This is a genomic window from Cutibacterium nasicola, from assembly GCF_052654715.2.
In genome coordinates this window covers 882,743-900,071 of record NZ_CP199745.2, presented here as the reverse complement: position 1 = coordinate 900,071, position 17,329 = coordinate 882,743, and the positions used below count along the sequence as shown (strand labels likewise).

Here is a 17,329-nt window from a genome sequence, read left to right as displayed (position 1 = left end):
TCGTGACCGATTTTGCCGCGACCCATTCTTCTGCGCAGCCATCCGGGCCAGCAGGACGATTTGCCCCATCCCCCACCTCGTCCCTCCACCTGGGAAACCTCCGTACGGCATTGGCGGCCTGGTTGCTGGCCCGATCCTCGCAACGCCGATTCGTGGTGCGCATCGAGGACCTGGACCAGGCGCGAGTAGCGGCCGCCGGGAACATCTCCTCGGCCCAGTTACGGGACCTGGAGACCCTCGGCATCGACTGGGACGGGCCAGTGGTCCGGCAGTCGGAACGTCGTGATCTCTACGCTGACGCCGTCGCAGGCTTGGACACCTACCCCTGCTTCTGCACTCGCAAGGAGATCGCGGCAGCGACCACCGCCCCCAACGAGGCCGACTGGCGTCCCTACCCAAGCACCTGCCGAACCCTGACCACACCACAGCGCGAAGAACGGGCTGGGAAGCGCCCTCCTGCCACCCGCCTGGCCAGCGAGATCGACTCCTTCCAGGCCACCGACCTGGCGCGCGGACACTGCCGAGGGCGAGTCGACGATCTCGTCCTGGTCCGTAACGACGGCACCCCCGCATACAACCTCGCAGTGGTCGTTGACGACGGTTTGCAAGGGGTGAATCAGGTGGTTCGAGCCAGGGATCTGTGGTCTTCGGCGCCCCGTCAGGCCCACTTGGCCGCACTACTCGGTTTTGAGGCCCCAACCTATGCGCACACCGGTCTTGTCACCGCTCCCGACGGTGAGCGTCTCTCGAAGTCAGCAGGGGCTGCAGGGCTGACCGACCTCATGGAAGCCGGCATCGACCGCAACCACGTCGTGGCATGGTTGTGCCGCTCCTTGGGTCTTCCGGAAGCCACCGATCCGCATGACCTCATCGGGTCCGCGGCTCTGACCCCGCCCTCTCCCCCGGCCCACGTGACCCCACTTGATCCAGCTCCGCTTGCAGGGCCACGTGGCTGGTGGAGCGACGCCGTGTTGCCCGTGGTCGAGTTGTGACAACGGATTCGGCCGGCCCACTCATGAGGGGACCGGCCGACTCAGTGCCTCAGATCAGGGGCTCAGGACTCCTTCTGAGCCGAGAGAATGTCGATGACGTACACCAAGGTCTCGCCCTTCTTGACCGGCGGATTGGTGTTGCCCTCCGGGTAGGCATCGGCAGGCGGGACGATGAGCATGACGCGCGAACCGACCGTCTGACCCGCCAGGCCCTTCTTCCACCCCGGGATGACCGAACTCATGGAACCAGTGACGGCCTCACTGGAGAAGCCGTCCTCAATGAGCTCTTTGGAGGACCAGGCATAGGTGCGGTACTTGACGTCAATCGCATCCTTGGGGGTGACCTTCTTGCCGTCTCCCTTGATGAGGGGCTGGGCGACAAGCTTCGACGGCTTCTTGGCGTTGCCGATCGTCACGGCGGGGGCTCCCTGAACCTCCTTGACGGTGGGCAGACCAGAGGTCGGGGTCACCGCTTCACCCTTGGCCTTGGCGAGCGGCACGTTGACGATGTCTACGACGAAGATGAGGGAATCGCCCTTCATGATGCCAGCCTGCGGGGCGCCGCCCTTCGAATCGTAAGCGTCAGAACCCGGCATCATGATGAGGACCCGATCACCCTCGTGTTTGCCGGTGAGACCTTTCGCAAATCCTGGGACGACCTGGGACAGCGGGAAGTCCACGGTTGAACCACGCTGGTAAGAGGAGTCGAACACCTTGCCGGTACGCCCGTTGACGCCAAGGTAATTCACCTTGACGGTGGCGTTCTTGTCAACCTTCTCGCCGTCACCCTCCTTGAGTACCTTGGCCTGGGTCTTGGCGATGGCCAGCGGCCATGATCCCTCAACCTTGGGGGCCTTGCCGTCCTCACCGGACACCTTGATCTGATCAAGACTCGTGACCATGGTCGGCTTCTTGGTCGCAGTGGCCGAAGCCTTCGTGCCCGCGGGGGCGGAGGCCGGGGCGCTTGCCGAGTTACTCGGCGACGGCTCGGCGTCGGGGGATGACTTGTTGCAGGAGGCAAGGGCCAGTGACGACACGCACAGTACGGCGGCAAGTGCCGCAGCGCTGACCCGACGATGCTTGTTCGAACTCACCTGCCTGAGGGTACCCGAGTAGCGCCTCAGAACAATTCCTGTCACTGACGTGGCCTCACAATTCGACAAGGTCGAGAAGCTGACCCAGCTCCTCGTGCGTGAGTTCGCGCATGTCGCCACGTCCCAAACGCCCTAGTCGAACCGGCCCGATCGCAGTCCGCGACAGTCGGCGCACCGGGTGTGCGACCGAGTCCATCATGCGACGCACGATCCGATTTCGGCCCTCGTGAAGGCTCACCTCGACCAGGGAGTGCTCGTCGCTGACCTGCACCAGACGGACGGCATCAGGCTTGACCGGGCCGTCCTCCAAGGTGATGCCCTTCGCAAGGCGACGAATGACCTTGTCATCGACCCGACCCTCGACGTCGGCCAAGTAGGTCTTGAGAACCTTGTATGACGGGTGGGTCATGCGGTTGGAGAACTCACCATCGTTGGTCAACAGAATGAGGCCAGAGGTCTCGGTGTCAAGACGACCGACGTGGAACAGGCGAATACCGCGCGGCACTCCCTCGATGTCCGACAGGCAGGGGCGTCCTTGCGGGTCGTCCATCGTGGACACGACACCTTGCGGCTTGTTGAGCACGTAGTAGACGTGTCGTCGAGCGGTGGGGATACGAGACCCGTCGACGCGGATCTCGTCGCGCTCGGGATCGACGCGTCGTCCCTGCTCAATGATGAGTTCACCGTTGACCTCGACTCGTCCAGCCGTGATCATCTCTTCCGCAGCACGGCGAGATGCCAGCCCAGCCTGGGCCAGCACCTTCTGAAGCCGGATGCCTTGCTCGTCGCTCATGTTCTTCCTCGCGTTGTTCCGTCAGTGGTGAGGAGACGGGCCAGTGTGGAATCGTGGCCGTTCTCCTCCAGATCGGCCAGGGCCATGGCGACCGATGCGCGCACGATACGGCCACGATCGGCGTTGATTCCCCGGGATCGCAGGGTCAGTCTGGCGGTCTCCAGAGCAATGAGTTCCTCGGTGGAGACATACACGGTGATCTTCTCATCGTGACGGACCCGCCCGCTACCAGTGCGCTTGTCCCCAGGTATCCTGGCCCGGACGTCCTTGGCGGTTTTCCCCGGCATCTTCTCGGGGTCCTTCGCACGTTCGGATTGGTGAATGTCGGCGGTGGGTCGGAAGAGTTCGTTGGCTCCCGGCAGGCTCACTCGGCGCGGCATCGTGTCAGAACCTCCTTGGCCAGATCACGATAGGCCTGGGCTCCCAGTGATGAGGAGGCATAGCTGGTGATCGGCTCCCCGGCCACGGTGGTCTCGGGGAACTTGATGGTGCGCTTGATGACAGTGTGGAAGACGACGTCCCCAAAGGCCTGTACGACACGCTCCATGACCTCGCGGGCATGCAGGGTACGCGGGTCGAACATCGTTCCGAGGATGCCCAGGATCTCCAGATCCGGGTTGAGGCGATCCTGCACCTTCTCAATGGTGTCGGTGAGCAGGGCGATACCGCGCAGGGCGAAAAACTCACATTCCAGCGGCATGATGACGTAGTCAGATGCCGTTAGGGCATTGATGGTGAGCAAACCCAGCGACGGGGCACAGTCGATGAGGATCATGTCGTAGTCGCCCCGGACACGATCGATGACTCGCCTGAGGGTCTGCTCACGGGCAACCTCGCTGACGAGCTGCACCTCGGCTGCCGACAGGTCAATGTTGGCAGGCAGCAGATCCATGCCCTCGGTCTCGGTGGGCTGGATGACGTCATGAACGTCGTCACGCCGCGACATCAGGAGGGTGTAGATCGACTTCTCCAAGGTGTGTGGGTTGACGCCCAGTCCCACCGACAGCGATCCCTGCGGATCGAAGTCGACGAGGAGTACCTTGCGGCCATACTCGGCCAGCCCCGCGCCCAGGTTGATGGTCGTCGTCGTCTTGCCGACTCCACCCTTCTGGTTACACATCGAGATGACGGTGGCGTGCTTCGGACCGTCAGGAACCGGCGTCGGCTCGGGAAGGTCAGGAAGTGGGCGTCCGGTCGGACCAACGGAGTTCTCAGCAGCCTCCTGGGCCTCCCGGCCCGGCCCGGGGACGCGGAACAGCGGTTCGGGGTCAGTCTCGGACACGTGGTGACCTTCCTCTCGACGTCACGACAGCATCGTCACGGCAACAATCCGTGCTCGCACCCACGATAGTGGGCGGATCCAACAGCTGCGCCCCGCAGCCGGCACAAGGACCGTTCGCATGCGGATTGATCCGCTGGCAGCTCGTGTCAAGATATCAACTGTCAATTCATATCTATTCCATAGCTTGAATATACTCGGTACTCCGCGCTGACAAGACCCAGGTCACGAAACACGTTCCCATGGCATCAAGGAGGCCGCATTGACCACGAATGCAACGCCTGATGTCTTCGGACAGACACTCACTCGTGGACTGTCATGGGCAGCACCCACCGCAGTAGTCGCGACCACCCTCCCGGTCTACGCCGCCTCATGCGAACCTACGACACGTGTCATCGACCGCGGCCCAGTCCGAGTGACCCTACAATAGCGACCACGTTGAGGGAATCGACATCACCACCTACGACGTCGGCGCGACAAGGATGCCTGGATCGGCGATCTTCCAGTCCCCCCACCGACAGCACCCTCACGACTCCGCACGTGTTCCTCGAGAACCGCTCCCAGACGACATTCACATTCCCTCGACCGGTGTCTGACGTGAACGTCACCATGGACGATCCATTCACATTTCATGGCGTTGCACAGTGGCGGGAGGTCAATGACGAGATGAGCACCGATGGCAACGTCAGCATCACCTTCAACGAGGGGTGTCGTTCATCATCTTCTACGGGAGGTCGCTTCTGTCATGGACGGCGACCAAGCGATCTGCGCCGCGGCGCTGTCCGTCACGTGTTCCACCTGCCGACGGACGACAGCATCCATCAGCAGGGTTCTCACACGGCTCGCGGGTGCGAGGACCGGTACACCTCTCTGAGATGGTCAGCCGTCACCAAGGTGTAGATCTGGGTCGTTGTCACAGAGGAGTGCCCCAGGAGTTCCTGCACAACTCGGACATCGGCCCCGCCATCCAACAAATGGGTGGCATAGGAATGGCGCAAGCTGTGCGGTGACAAGTGCTCGACGTCCAGGCCTGCGGCCTTACCAGCTCGACGAATGACGGCCCACGCCGACTGCCGGGACAACCTCCGTCCGCGGGTGTTGAGAAACAAGGCGTGGTCGCCATGTCCCACCCCGGCCCAGGAGGGACGCCCTCTCACCAACCAGGCGGTCACCGCCTTCGCGGCATAGCTTCCCAGCGGGACGATGCGTTCCTTGTCTCCCTTGCCGATGAGTCTCAAGCCGAGTTCTGGATCGTCCAGGACGGGACGAATGTCGTCGACGTCGAGGGCACAGATCTCCGAGACACGCGTGCCCGTGCCGTAGAGCAATTCCAGCAACGCTGCGTCACGCAGACCTTCCACGGTTTCGGTGTCAGGTGCCGCCAACAGCGCCTCGACCTGATCCATGGACAAGGCCTTGGGCAGCCTCCGGGAGCGAGTTCCCGGTGAGATCCCAGCCGTCACATCTGTCGGGGTCTGGCCAGCACTGGCGGCAAAGCGATGGAGATTGCGCACGGCAACCACCGACCGGGTGACCGACGCCGGGGCGAGCCCCAGGTCGTCAAGGTGGCGGCGGAACTCCTCGACGTCGACGCGGGTGACCTCGCACAGCGATCGAATCCCGCGCGAGTCGAGGAAGTCCTGGTAGCGGGCGAGATCGCGTCGGTAAGCCTGAACCGTGTTGTCGGACAGACCTCGCTCCACGACGAGGTGACGCAGGTAGTTGTCGACCTGGTCACCGGCGGTGAACGTCACTCGACAAGGGCCCCGTTGATACCACCGGGGCGCTCACGAATCGGCCATGGCGAATCGGCAGGACGCAGCTGGTCGACCCGGCCAGTGCGACGCGCCAGCTCAAGTGCCGTGACCCCGGTCACCAGGGTCGGTGACTGGCACTGCCCGGCGTAGACCGCCTCGACGAGGTCGGCCAGCGGCTCCCAGCCAACCGTCATCGACACTTCCTCCCCCTCCAACACGAAGCCTTCTGGACGAGGCGCCTCGTGAAGCCCGCGGGCGAGGTACATCCGCAAGGATTCCTGGCATCCACCGGGGGTGGTGACGATGTCGAGGAGGATGCGCCAGTCATCGGCAGCGAGCATGGCCTCCTCGGCCAGCTCGCGCTGAGCTGCTGCCAGAAAATCCTCACCGTCGACGTCGAGCAGGCCAGCAGGTGGCTCGACGAGGACCATGCGCACCGGATGTCGGTACTGCCGCACCACCGCGACGCGATCCTGGTCGTCAAGGGCGATGATCCCCACCGCACCGGGATGACTCATGTACTGCCGATTGATGTGCTCCCCAGACGGAGTGACGACAGCGTCATCGACGAAGTCACACACCCGACCAGTGGCCTTCACCTGGTGGTCAACGACCTGCCAGCACTCGTCGCGGTCCCAGCGCTCCTGACTCACTTGTCGGCCTCCTTCCTGGCAGCCTCCTTCGGGGCTTCCTTGGCAGCCGCCCTGGCGTACTCGACAGCAGCCGCGATGAGTCCGCGGAACAGCGGGTGGGCATGCGTCGGGCGGGACTTGAGCTCCGGATGGGCTTGAGTGGCGACGAAGTACGGATGAGCCTCGCGATCGAGCTCCACGAACTCCGCCAGAGCGCCGTCGGGTGAGGTGCCGCTGATCCTCAGACCTGCCTGTTCAAGGAGATCTCGGTAGGCGTTGTTGACCTCGTAACGATGGCGGTGACGCTCGGAGACCGTCGTCGTGCCGTAAAGCTCGGCCACCAGGGAATCCTTGGCGAGCTTGGCGGGGTAGGAACCCAGGCGCATGGTGCCGCCCAGATCCCCCTTTCCGGAAACGGCATCGATCTGCTCAGCCATGGTCGCGATGACCGGGTCAGTGGTCTGCGGGTCGAACTCACTGGAGGCAGCATTCTCGATGCCGGCCAGGTCACGAGCAACCTCGATGACCGCGCACTGCATACCAAGGCACAGGCCCAGGAAGGGCACCTTGTGTTCGCGGGCATGGCGAATGGCACCGATCTTGCCCTCCACGCCACGGATGCCGAATCCGCCGGGAACGCAGATGGCGTCGGCGTCCTTGAGCTGTTGGGCAGCGCCCTCGGGGGTTGCGCAGGAGTCCGAGGCTACCCACACGACGTTGACGTTGGCCTTGTTGGCGAATCCGCCGGCACGCAAGGCCTCCGTCACCGACAGGTAGGCGTCCGGCAGGTCGATGTACTTGCCGACCAGGGCCACCGTCACCTCGCTGCGCGGCTTGCGGACGCGGTCGAGAAGATCGTCCCAGGTCGTCCAGTCGACGTCCCGGAAGAAGAGGCTGAGCTTCTGCACGACGTAGGCATCCAGGCCCTCGCGATGCAGGACCTTGGGGATGAGGTAGATCGAGGGGGCATCCGGGCAGGACACGACGGCTGGGCCCTCGACGTCACACATGAGGGCGATCTTCGACTTGATGCCCTTGCCCAGCGGGCGTTCAGACCGGCAGACGATGGCGTCGGGCTGGATACCGACCTCCCGCAGAGCTGCCACGGAGTGCTGGGTGGGCTTGGTCTTCATCTCACCGGAGGGCCTGATGTAGGGAACCAAGGAGACGTGCAGGAAGAATACGTTCTCCCGGCCGATCTCGTGACGAACCTGACGGGCAGCCTCGAGGAAGGGTAGCGACTCGATGTCACCGACGGTACCGCCGATCTCATGGATGACGACGTCGGGGTTGCCGTCCTCCATCGCCAACAAGCGTTCCTTGATCTCGTTGGTGATGTGAGGAATGACCTGAACCGTGTCGCCCAGGTAGTCACCACGACGCTCCTTGGAGATCACAGCCGAGTAGACCTTGCCGGTGGTGACATTGGCCTGACCGGACAGGTTCTCGTTGAGGAATCGCTCGTAGTGGCCAATGTCCAGGTCAGTCTCGGCACCATCCTCGGTGACGAAGACCTCACCATGCTGGAACGGATTCATCGTTCCCGGATCGACGTTGAGGTAGGGGTCGAGCTTCTGCATCGTGACCTTGAGGCCACGAGCCTTGAGAAGGGACCCGATAGAGGAGGCCGTGAGCCCCTTTCCCAAGGAGGAGACGACTCCTCCGGTGACGAAAACATGCTTGCTGGAGTGATTGTCGGTGCCCACGGACCTCCAGCCTAACGGATGACCCACGGTCCCGGCCAAGGCGGCCCGACTGGCGGACACTCGGCTACGGCCTGTCAGCCCTGCCGGGCGACCTCGTTCAACAGGTCATGAGCATGCTCCAGACCAGACTCCGAGTCGACCATGCCACTCATCATCCGGGACAACTCAATTTCGCGCTCCGATCCGCTGACCTCTCGCAGACCAGAGCTGGTGACGGCCCCGTCGGAGGCTTTCGTGATGACGACATGGGTGTCAGCGAAGGCAGCAACCTGGGCCAGGTGGGTGACGACGATGACTTGGTGACGTCGTGCCAGCTGGCGCAGTCGCCGCCCGATCTCGATGCCGACTGCACCTCCGACGCCGGAGTCGATCTCGTCGAAGACGAAGGTCTGTGGCGTCTGGGCCTGTGCCGCGACAACCTCGAGGGCCAGCCTCACCCGCGACAACTCACCACCTGAGGCCGCCTTGGACAGCGGGGCCGGATCCGCACCCGGGTTGGCCGTCAGCATGATCGTCACACCATCGGCACCTCGCGGCCCCATGGGAGCAGGTTCGACGCGAAACTCCAGTCGGGCGTGCGGCATGGCCAAGACCTCCAACTCAGGCTTCACCTCGGCAGCCAACCGGACGGCGGTACGGCGTCGCACAGCGCTGATGCGGTCGGCCGACTCCCGCAGCTGGCAGCGCAACTGCTCCACCTCGCGTCCCAGGGCGTCGAGATCATTGGCAGCCGGATGGAGCTCGGCAAGACGCTGTCGATCTGCGGCGGTGGTCTCCAGCAGGTCGTCAAGAGTCGTCGTACGAGCCCTCAACAGTCGCTGAATCGCGGCCAGCCGTCCGCCCAACTCCTCGAGGCGCTGCGGATCGGACTCGGCGCGCACGGCATGCCCGGCGACCGAAGCGGCCAGGTCGCTCAGGTCGTAGGACACCTGACGAGCGCGCTCGGCCAGTTCTGCGGCCTCGGGATCGACGTCCCCGGTGCCCTCCAGCTCGTGAACGGCCTGTTCCAGCAGGGCCAGTGCTCCCGATTGGGGGCCGGTGGACGTCTCCGTCCCGTTGAGGAGGACGTCAGCCCTACGCAGCGATTCCCGAATCGACTGAGCTGCCTGAAGCCCCGCCATCTCAGCGATGAGGTCGTCGTCCTCATGAGGCTGGGGATCGACGGCGTCAACCTCTCCCACCCGCCTGGACAGCACCTCGCGTTCCATCTCGGCTCCGGCGCGGTCCTCATTGAGACGGTGGAGACGCTGGGAAGAGGTACGCAATTGCACCCACAGCTGGGCATGATGCTTCAACTGTGCGGCCAGTTCCTTTCCAGCCGCACGATCCACGATGTCGAGCTGCCGGGACGCATCGACGAGTCGGACCTGCTCGGACTGTCCGTGGATCGTCACCTGGTCCCCGACAACGTCGGCAAGCTGACCGGCAGTGATCTGGGCCCCTCCCAGGAGGGCTCGGGAGCGACGCGCAGTGATGTGCCGGGCACAGATGACCTCGCTGTCCTCGACGCTTCCGCCCAGATCATTGATGCGATCAGTGTCAGGAGCATCAAGAACGGCCTCGACGACGGCTCGATCACGGCCATGTCGAACCAGTCCGGTACCGGCCTTGTCTCCCAACAACAGGCCGATGCCGGTGACGACCATCGTCTTGCCGGCACCCGTTTCGCCGGTCACCGCTGTCAACGCGGGAGAGGGCTCAAGGATCGTCTCGTCAATGACGCCCAGACCACGAATCCGGACACTGTGAATCACGAGTTCCCCCTTGGATGGTTGCGTCCGTGCTCCTGGCGCCACCCGCTGACGGGGAGCTCGAACTTCTTGACCAGACGGGAGGTGAAGGGCTGTGCGGCCAACCGGGCGATGCGCAGACGATCGGGGTGACGCACAACGGTGATCCTCTCCCCCGGGCGTACTGTGCAGGATCGGCGTCCGTCGCACCACAGCACCGCGGATTCCGAACCGTCCGGCTGAATGTCGAGGTCGACGCGAGCCTCCGGGCTCATGACGAGGGGACGCGCGAAGAGGGCATGGGCGCTGAGTGGAACCATGAGCATCGCGTCGAGATCGGGCCACATCACCGGTCCGCCTGCGGAGAAGGCATAGGCAGTGGAACCGGTCGGCGTCGAGATGAGGATCCCATCGCAACTCCAACGCTGCACAGGCAGTTCGTCCACGGATGCCAGCACGTCGAGCATGCGGCGTCGAGCTGCTTTCTCCAAGGAGAGCTCGTTGACGGCAAAGGAGTTCCAGCGATGCTGACCGGAATGCTCGGTGACGGTGATCTTGAGGACCAGCCGGTCCTCAACGGTGTAGTCGCGTGAACACACCCTGTTGACCAGGTCGGCCATGTCGGAGCGTTCCAGTTCGGCCAGGAATCCGACATGCCCCAGATTGACGCCGATCATGGGGACGTGACGGGGCAGGGACCACTCCGCGGCCCTCAGGATCGTGCCGTCACCTCCGAAGACGACAACGACCTCGACCTCATGGGTGAACTCTCCGAGACCCTGAACCCGAGTTCCGGGCAGTTTCTCCGCCATCGGCTCGACCTGATCGTCGGGAACGGCGCAGCCAATGCTCCTGCGATCCATCTCGGCAATGAACTCGGCGGCCGCGTCAAAGGCATCGTCACGAGTGGCATGGGTGACGACGACAACGTATCTGGAAGGGCTCGTGTCGCTCACGCCACCACAGTAGCGGCCCGATGTGACCTGTCTGGTCCACTTTCACCGGCAAGCCCGTTCCAACAGGACGAAGTGCTCAACATTTCCGTCCTGGCCCGGTAGAGGGCTGTCGCATTCGTCGCGCACTGCCCACCCCAGCTCTTCGGCCTTGTCGCTGACCGTCGCGACGGCTTGAGCGCGCAGCTTCGGATCGATGACGACGCCGTGCGCACCAAGAGCCTTGCGCCCCACCTCGAATTGCGGCTTCACCAGCAACAACATGAAGCCCTCTGAGCTCATGACAGCCGAGATCGGTTCCATGATCATCGTCAGGGAGATGAAGGAGACGTCGCCCACGATCAGGTCGACCGGCTCGAAGTGGCCGGCTGTGACCAGATCGGCAGAGGTGAGGTCGCGCAGGTTGAGTCCCTCGTGGACAATGACCCGTGGGTCCTCTCGCAGCACTGGGGAGAGCTGGCCATGACCAACGTCGACGGCATGGACGAGTTGAGCTCCCCTCGACAGCACGACCTGGGTGAATCCGCCGGTGGATGCTCCGGCGTCAAGTACCCGGGCTGGGACCTCGACGTCAAGGACGTCCAAGGCACCGATGAGTTTGTGAGCGGCCCGGGAGACCCACACCTCGTCCTCTGCCGCCAGGTCATCGGAGGAACTGACCTTCGCTGCGGGCTTGGTGACGACCACTCCGTTGACGGTCGCCCGCCCTTCGCGCACCAATCGCGTGGCCAGGGTACGCGAACGCGCAAGTCCGGCGTCCACGAGGGCCTGGTCGAGTCTCACGGGTCAAGACTGCCACCTCTTGGAGACCTGGCGCACTCTGGATCCATCACGATGGCGACCACGGTCACGGTGTGCCACTCCGAACGGTGCAGGCTCGTTGGCCCAGGAAAAAGCATCCGCGTCAGGCCCCAGCTCGACGTTGAGCAGCGGTGCCGTCATGGTCTTGCAGCACCTGGCGTCCCCGGGTGATCCAGCAAACGTCGTCAGCGGGTACCTCCAGGTGGGCCTTCCCGTCGACGAATGGCTACTGCTGGCCAAAAGTGAGCGCACTCGTGCGACAGTCGCCTCCCACATTCTCGGCAAACTGTTCCCACGTTGTGACCCTCTCATCTTGCACCCTCAGCGCGACGTGCTGAAGAGGTCACTCGTCGTCTCCGAGCCCGCGAGCCTTGAGAGCCTCCCCCATCTCCAGGGCATGGCCGACTGCACCGACAAACATCGGGATGAAGAACCTCCAGCTGGAGCGCTCCAAGCCCCTGGCCCTGGCGGCCTCCCTCACCTGTCCGACAGATCCGATGAGATAAGGAATTGTGGTCCACATCAGGGCCAGGGTGAGGGCGAACTTCTCAGGTTTGGCTCCCAGTGGGCGCAACGGACGCGCCATCGCGACGATGGCGTCCATGAGAGCGCCAGGGTCCGTGGTACACGTGACGAGCCGAGCGATGTAGAGGCAGGCAAGCAGGCCCGCCACATAAATCACCCCTCGCTGCCAGGTGGTGAAGAAGCAGTGATAGGCGACGATGAGCGCGTTCGCGATCCACAACGGCACACCGATGGACAGCGCAGTGCGAAGGGGCATCCTGGCAACGGCCAGGTCGATGACGACGGCCACGACCAGGCAGCCCGCCGAGAACCACCATTGCTTGACGAAGAACGGGGTGACCCCGACGACCAGCACGAGCACGTACTTCGACCACACCGGCATTCGGTGGGCCAAGCTGTGACCAGGACGGTAACCCCCGAGGAAGGCCGAGATGTCAGCCTTCACCGGGACAGCCCCCCAGTCATCATCCGTCGACGATATCTGGCAATGACTTCTACGGGGTCCCCGTCATCGACGACCCTTGCGTCCTCGACGGCCAGCACCCGGTCGAAGGAGGCCGCCAGCTCGAGGTCGTGGGTGCAACACAGGATCTGCTGATCCAGCCGTTCGAAAGCGTAGCGGACCATTTCTCGGTTGCGCAGGTCGAGCAGGGTCGTCGGCTCGTCAGCAAGGATGACCGATGGCCCCACGGCGAGGACGCTCGCCAGGGAGACCAACTGGCGCTCTCCCCCCGACAGTGCGTGGACGCTGCGACCGGCGATGCCCTCCAGTCCCTGGTCAGCGAGGATCGTCATGGCGGCCTCGTGACGTTCAGTGCGATTGTGGATGCGCTGACGCAGGGAGAGCTCGACGTCGGCAACGGGGGTCGACATGACGAGCTGGCTCATGGGGTTGGTGAAGACGTACCCCACCCGTCGTCTCGCCGCCTTGCCGTCGATCTTGGGATCAATTCCGTCGACGGTGACGGTACCTCTGGTGGCCTCCATGAGCCCGTTGACGAGTTTGAGAAGGGTTGACTTGCCCGCTCCGTTGGGGCCGACCACCGCCACCCGACGCTCGGACAGGGCGAGGTTGACTCCGCTGAGGATCGTCACTCGTCGATGATGACCCTCGACGTCGTACTCGTCGACATCGACGCCGACATCCTTGAACTCAATCACGGCATGAGACGCGGAAAGGCCGTGAGCACCGCGGTGGCGATGAGGCAGGCCAGAATGCCCTTGACCAAGTCGAGTCCGAAGAAAGCGACGTTGGCGGCCAAGGCGGCATTCAAGCTGAGCTTGGCGAAGACCATCAGTCCGAGGATGCCGCCCAGGTAGACGCACACCAGGTCCACGAGTGCGACGAGGAAGAGCCAGACCGGCAGCATTGCCTTGCGTGGACGTCGACGCAACACCGCCGTCGCCACAGCTCCGGCGACGAATGCTGCCAGCAACCAGCCCCACAGGAACCCACCGGTCGGGCCGACGAGAACGCCCACACCGCTGGCACCGCCACTGAAGACTGGAAGTCCCAGAGCACCGACGAGGACGTACAGACCAATGGCACATCCGCCGCGGATACTGCCGAGCACCATCGGTGTCAGCATGACGGCAATCATCTGAAGCGCGAAAGGCACCGCTCCCACCATGAAGATCGGCGGAATGACCGCGAGCGCCGCGATGAGGGCAGCGAAGACGGCGATGAGTGCCAGGTCTGTGGCCTGAAAACTTCGGCGTGACGACATTGGGTTCCTCCCATGACAAGATGGAGCGGCCGCCCGCGGTGGGTGGCCGTCACGTTCAATTGAACACTGTTCAGTGGAGCTTGTCGAAAAGCGCCGCAGGCCTGTCGGGAACCGTCGTACCCAGCTCGTGAACGAGAGCCATCATGGCACTCACGGCATCGAGCTGTCCGGGCATGTCGTCAGGGATTCTGTCAGCGCGAACCTCGCGATCGGCGGTCAATGAGACCTCCACCTCCCCACAGCGAGCGTGGGTGTCCGACACCTCGACCATCCGCACAGGCTCCAACAGACCCGACAGGTCCGCAGCAATGTGGTGCGGTCGGTCCTCAGGTGTTGCGGCCAGCAGGTCAGCGACGCCATGAGCCCCGGTGAAGACGAACAAGGAGTCCATCGTCATGGCATTGGCACCGCGAATATCGGTGTCCAACCGGTCCCCCACGAAGATTGGCGCCTTGCATCCGAGACGCGAAACGGTGGCCTCCAGCAACGGACGGTAGGGCTTGCCTGCAATGACCGGCTTAATGGCACACGTCGTCGCGACGACCTGGAGCTGGGCACCGATACCGGGGACGATGCCACGATCGGTGGGACGGGTGATGTCAGGGTTGGCCGCGTACCACGTGGCTCCGGCTTGCAGGGCGAACCCGGCCTCCTCCAACAACGACCAGTCGATGTGGGGGTCGTAGCCCTGAATGACCGCCACCGGGTTCTCCTGAGCCGATTCCACCGTGATGAGCCCGCGGGCTCTCGCCTCCTCTCGCAGCGACTCGGTACCGATGATGAGCACCTTGGCCCCTTCAGGCAGCTGTTCAGCTGCAAGATCGGTGATGGCCTGGGCTGAGGTGACGACATCGCTGGCCTGCGTGGGGATGCCGATCTCGGTCAGGTGCTGGGCGACGACCTCCGCGGAACGGGCTGCGTTGTTGGTGACGAAGCCAACCTTGATCCCTCTGCGACGCAGTTCCGCAATCGTGCCCGGGGCAGCAGGTACTGGATGCGGTCCCAGGTAGATGACGCCATCCAGGTCGAAGAGGACTGCGTCGTGTCCATCGATGAGGGTATCGCTCACTGATTCGTCTCCTCATCGTCCTCGTCCATCTCGATGAACACCATGTCGTCTGCGTCGTCGTCGAGATCCTCATTCGGCTCTCGACCATCGATGATGTCGATCCGGTCCTGGCAATCCAGGAAACTGGCCGGATCGTGGCTCTGAGCAGAGACGAACCATGTGCGAGCCCCGGCGGTGTCACCGGCCTCGAGCAGGGTCTCGGCGTAGGCGTAGTACAGGCGGGCCGTCGCCTCGGTGGGAGCCTTGAGATTCTTGACGGCGTCGCGCAGCAGGCGAACCGCCTCGGCCTTCTGGTCAAGATCACGACGGGCACCGGCCTGAACGAGGACCAGCTCGACCTGCTGAGCAGGCGTGAGGTTGGCCTGCTGGCCTTCGCGGATGAGTCGGAGCGCCGCCTGGGGGCGCCCGAGGGCGCGCTCACAGTCGGCCATCACCGGCAAGAAGTTGTCATTACCGGTCATCCGGCGCAGGGCGCGGTAGTCGTTGAGGGCCGAGGCGTACTCGCCGGCCTGGTAGGCCGCCTCCGCAGCCACCTCTCGAAGCACGGGCAGGCGCGGGGCACGTCGACGCGCAGCCTGGGCATGGGCATTGGCCTGGGCAGGGTCCTGGTTGAGGAGCTCGGCGGCAGCGACCAAATGACCTTCGATGATGTGGGCGGTGTCGGCAGGAACACCGCGCATCTCGGCCCGAACGGAGGCAGGCAGGGCCTTGTCGTCGAAGTCCAGCGGCGCCATCGGCTCGTCGGGAGCCTGGGTCACCTTCTCCTCGACAACCGCATCGTCAGCGCGACGATCATCCCGACGGCCACGACGGAAATTCTTGGGGTCAGTCTTGCGGAAGTCTCGGCGACCATCGTGCTGATCCTGGTCCCAGCGGCGATCACCACGTCCCTGGCCATCACGATGTCGGGTGTCACCCTCGCGACGGCGGTCATCCCAGCGTCGGTCATTTCGGCGACGATCATCCCGGTCGTTCCAGCGACCATCGCGTCCTTGACCGCCACGCCGTGCCCCACGGTCGTCTCGCCAAGGACGATCCGAGTCGCCCTCACGACGGGGCTTACGATCGTCAACCCAACGACGTCCACCGTCGCGACGAGACTTGTGATCGTCATTCCAACGACGATCTCCATCTCCCCCGCGTCCTTGCCAGCGATCCCCGCGACGACCTCCGTCATCGGACCAGGATCGACGGTCACGGCGGTCACCACCACGACCATTCGACTTCGAGTTCCAACCGCTGCGTCCGCCCGACTTGCCGGACCATCCATTGCGGCCCTGACCTCGTCGGTCTCCGCCGGATCGACCGTTGTTGGGGGAGGAAGAATCTGCCATGTCTCCTATTGTCCCGCACACCCGGCCATCATGGCGAACCGAAATCGAAGCCGGTTCACCATGTGCTTGACGGCCAGCCAGCGACCCCATGATCGTCACCGTCGGCGATGAGCGCTCACAGATCGCACACCAGCCATCTAGGATCAACTGACGTGAGCCAATTCGACAACCGCGCCAAGGACTGGGAGACCAATCCTCACAGGCACAAGCAGGCAAAGCGCGTCGCCCGCGCAATCGTCGAGACGATGTGTCCGGGCGACAATCACAGAATCCCCGACCTCGACGCCTTGGAAATCGGAGCGGGAACGGGCCAGCTTGCCATCGAGATTGCCGATTTGGTGATGCCGGCCACCTGGACGTTCACCTTGACCGACACCAGTGAGGGAATGCGCAGGGTTGCCACCGAACGAACCTCGGACCGGGGATGGAAGGTCCTCGATCGGGATTACTCATGTCCTTCGACGAAGCTGGACGACGGCAACTATGACCTCGTCATCGCCCAGATGGTCCTGCACCACGTCAAGGACCTGGCGACGTTGTTTTCATCCGTGCACAAGATGTTGAAACCGAACGGAACCTTCATCGCCATCGACCTCACCGAGAAGGAGGGACGGGCATTTCACGTCCATCACTCCGATGGTGACGACGACCCACGCTATTACCACGACGGCTTCACCGAAGAAGCAATGAACCGACTGTGTTCACATGCAGGGTTCAGCGAGATGACGTGGTCAGTGCCGTTGACCATCAAGCGCGAACGCGACGGACAAATCAAGGAGTTCCCACTTTTTCTGGCCAAAGCTCAGCGCTGACGGCGCCCGAGTCGATGAATTCGAATTCGTCCCCATGACCGCGTCAGCATGCCGGCGCGGTCATCGTTTTTGGTTTTCTTCGCCATCAGACATGACGAGGAACAACGCTGAACAATGACGCCCGA

The 17,329-nt window shown here is 63.6% G+C and carries 17 protein-coding genes; 2 read left to right on the top strand and 15 right to left on the bottom strand.

Annotated features, from left to right (window positions below):
• Positions 1-2: 2 nt before the first annotated feature.
• Complete coding sequence (gluQRS, locus tag ACUCCZ_RS04140) at positions 3-992, top strand: tRNA glutamyl-Q(34) synthetase GluQRS (protein ID WP_435916387.1); 990 nt, start codon at positions 3-5, stop codon at positions 990-992.
• A gap of 62 nt (positions 993-1,054) precedes the next feature.
• On the opposite strand, the gene ACUCCZ_RS04135 is transcribed toward gluQRS, so the two are convergent.
• The 15 genes from ACUCCZ_RS04135 to ACUCCZ_RS04065 form a co-directional block, all read right to left on the bottom strand.
• Positions 1,055-2,131, bottom strand: coding sequence for an FKBP-type peptidyl-prolyl cis-trans isomerase (locus ACUCCZ_RS04135; RefSeq protein WP_435916386.1), 1,077 nt, complete (start codon positions 2,129-2,131; stop codon positions 1,055-1,057).
• Between the two features lie 10 nt (positions 2,132-2,141).
• The gene (locus ACUCCZ_RS04130) at positions 2,142-2,879 is read right to left on the bottom strand and encodes a pseudouridine synthase (protein WP_435916385.1); all 738 of its coding nucleotides are present in this window, start codon (positions 2,877-2,879) and stop codon (positions 2,142-2,144) included.
• Positions 2,876-3,259, bottom strand: a complete 384-nt coding sequence (locus tag ACUCCZ_RS04125) for a hypothetical protein (protein WP_435916384.1) — start codon at positions 3,257-3,259, stop codon at positions 2,876-2,878. The genes ACUCCZ_RS04130 and ACUCCZ_RS04125 overlap by 4 nt, the downstream gene beginning before the upstream one ends.
• Complete coding sequence (locus tag ACUCCZ_RS04120; protein WP_435916383.1) at positions 3,244-4,161, bottom strand: ParA family protein; 918 nt, start codon at positions 4,159-4,161, stop codon at positions 3,244-3,246. Before ACUCCZ_RS04120 ends, ACUCCZ_RS04125 begins: the two co-directional genes overlap by 16 nt.
• An 830-nt stretch (positions 4,162-4,991) precedes the next feature.
• Positions 4,992-5,912: a site-specific tyrosine recombinase XerD gene (locus ACUCCZ_RS04115; protein WP_435916382.1), complete on the bottom strand. Its 921-nt coding sequence runs from the start codon at positions 5,910-5,912 to the stop codon at positions 4,992-4,994.
• Complete coding sequence (locus ACUCCZ_RS04110) at positions 5,909-6,568, bottom strand: NUDIX domain-containing protein (RefSeq protein ID WP_435916381.1); 660 nt, start codon at positions 6,566-6,568, stop codon at positions 5,909-5,911. The genes ACUCCZ_RS04115 and ACUCCZ_RS04110 overlap by 4 nt, the downstream gene beginning before the upstream one ends.
• A complete protein-coding gene (locus ACUCCZ_RS04105; protein WP_435916380.1) occupies positions 6,565-8,253 on the bottom strand; it encodes a CTP synthase in 1,689 nt (562 codons plus the stop codon). The genes ACUCCZ_RS04110 and ACUCCZ_RS04105 overlap by 4 nt, the downstream gene beginning before the upstream one ends.
• 74 nt (positions 8,254-8,327) lie before the next feature.
• The gene (gene recN / locus ACUCCZ_RS04100) at positions 8,328-10,007 is read right to left on the bottom strand and encodes a DNA repair protein RecN (RefSeq protein ID WP_435916379.1); all 1,680 of its coding nucleotides are present in this window, start codon (positions 10,005-10,007) and stop codon (positions 8,328-8,330) included.
• Entirely contained in the window at positions 10,004-10,939 is a 936-nt protein-coding gene (locus ACUCCZ_RS04095) for an NAD kinase (RefSeq protein ID WP_435916378.1), read from the bottom strand. The genes recN and ACUCCZ_RS04095 overlap by 4 nt, the downstream gene beginning before the upstream one ends.
• Positions 10,940-10,981: 42 nt before the next feature.
• On the bottom strand, positions 10,982-11,719 hold the full coding sequence (locus ACUCCZ_RS04090; RefSeq protein ID WP_435916377.1) for a TlyA family RNA methyltransferase: 738 nt from the start codon (positions 11,717-11,719) through the stop codon (positions 10,982-10,984).
• Positions 11,720-12,080: 361 nt separating this feature from the next.
• Positions 12,081-12,707, bottom strand: a complete 627-nt coding sequence (locus ACUCCZ_RS04085; RefSeq protein WP_435916376.1) for an energy-coupling factor transporter transmembrane component T family protein — start codon at positions 12,705-12,707, stop codon at positions 12,081-12,083.
• On the bottom strand, positions 12,704-13,423 hold the full coding sequence (locus ACUCCZ_RS04080; protein ID WP_435916375.1) for an energy-coupling factor ABC transporter ATP-binding protein: 720 nt from the start codon (positions 13,421-13,423) through the stop codon (positions 12,704-12,706). Before ACUCCZ_RS04080 ends, ACUCCZ_RS04085 begins: the two co-directional genes overlap by 4 nt.
• Positions 13,420-13,989 carry a biotin transporter BioY gene (locus ACUCCZ_RS04075; RefSeq protein WP_435916374.1) on the bottom strand — a complete coding sequence of 190 codons (570 nt, stop codon included), beginning with the start codon at positions 13,987-13,989 and terminating at the stop codon, positions 13,420-13,422. The genes ACUCCZ_RS04080 and ACUCCZ_RS04075 overlap by 4 nt, the downstream gene beginning before the upstream one ends.
• Before the next feature lie 70 nt (positions 13,990-14,059).
• Positions 14,060-15,058: an HAD-IIA family hydrolase gene (locus ACUCCZ_RS04070; protein WP_435916373.1), complete on the bottom strand. Its 999-nt coding sequence runs from the start codon at positions 15,056-15,058 to the stop codon at positions 14,060-14,062.
• Complete coding sequence (locus tag ACUCCZ_RS04065; protein WP_435916372.1) at positions 15,055-16,392, bottom strand: heme biosynthesis protein HemY; 1,338 nt, start codon at positions 16,390-16,392, stop codon at positions 15,055-15,057. Before ACUCCZ_RS04065 ends, ACUCCZ_RS04070 begins: the two co-directional genes overlap by 4 nt.
• 152 nt (positions 16,393-16,544) lie before the next feature.
• Between ACUCCZ_RS04065 and ACUCCZ_RS04060 the strand changes: the two genes are divergently transcribed.
• Entirely contained in the window at positions 16,545-17,204 is a 660-nt protein-coding gene (locus tag ACUCCZ_RS04060; RefSeq protein ID WP_435916371.1) for a class I SAM-dependent methyltransferase, read from the top strand.
• Positions 17,205-17,329: the final 125 nt, after the last annotated feature.

What these genes read in the sequence shown, in the direction of transcription:
- ACUCCZ_RS04130 (WP_435916385.1), bottom strand. Translation starts at nt 2,879, where the DNA reads ATGAGCGACGAGCAAGGCATCCGGCTTCAGAAGGTGCTGGCCCAGGCT.
- ACUCCZ_RS04125 (WP_435916384.1), bottom strand. Translation starts at nt 3,259, where the DNA reads ATGCCGCGCCGAGTGAGCCTGCCGGGAGCCAACGAACTCTTCCGACCC.
- ACUCCZ_RS04075 (WP_435916374.1), bottom strand. Translation starts at nt 13,989, where the DNA reads ATGTCGTCACGCCGAAGTTTTCAGGCCACAGACCTGGCACTCATCGCC.
- ACUCCZ_RS04065 (WP_435916372.1), bottom strand. Translation starts at nt 16,392, where the DNA reads ATGGCAGATTCTTCCTCCCCCAACAACGGTCGATCCGGCGGAGACCGA.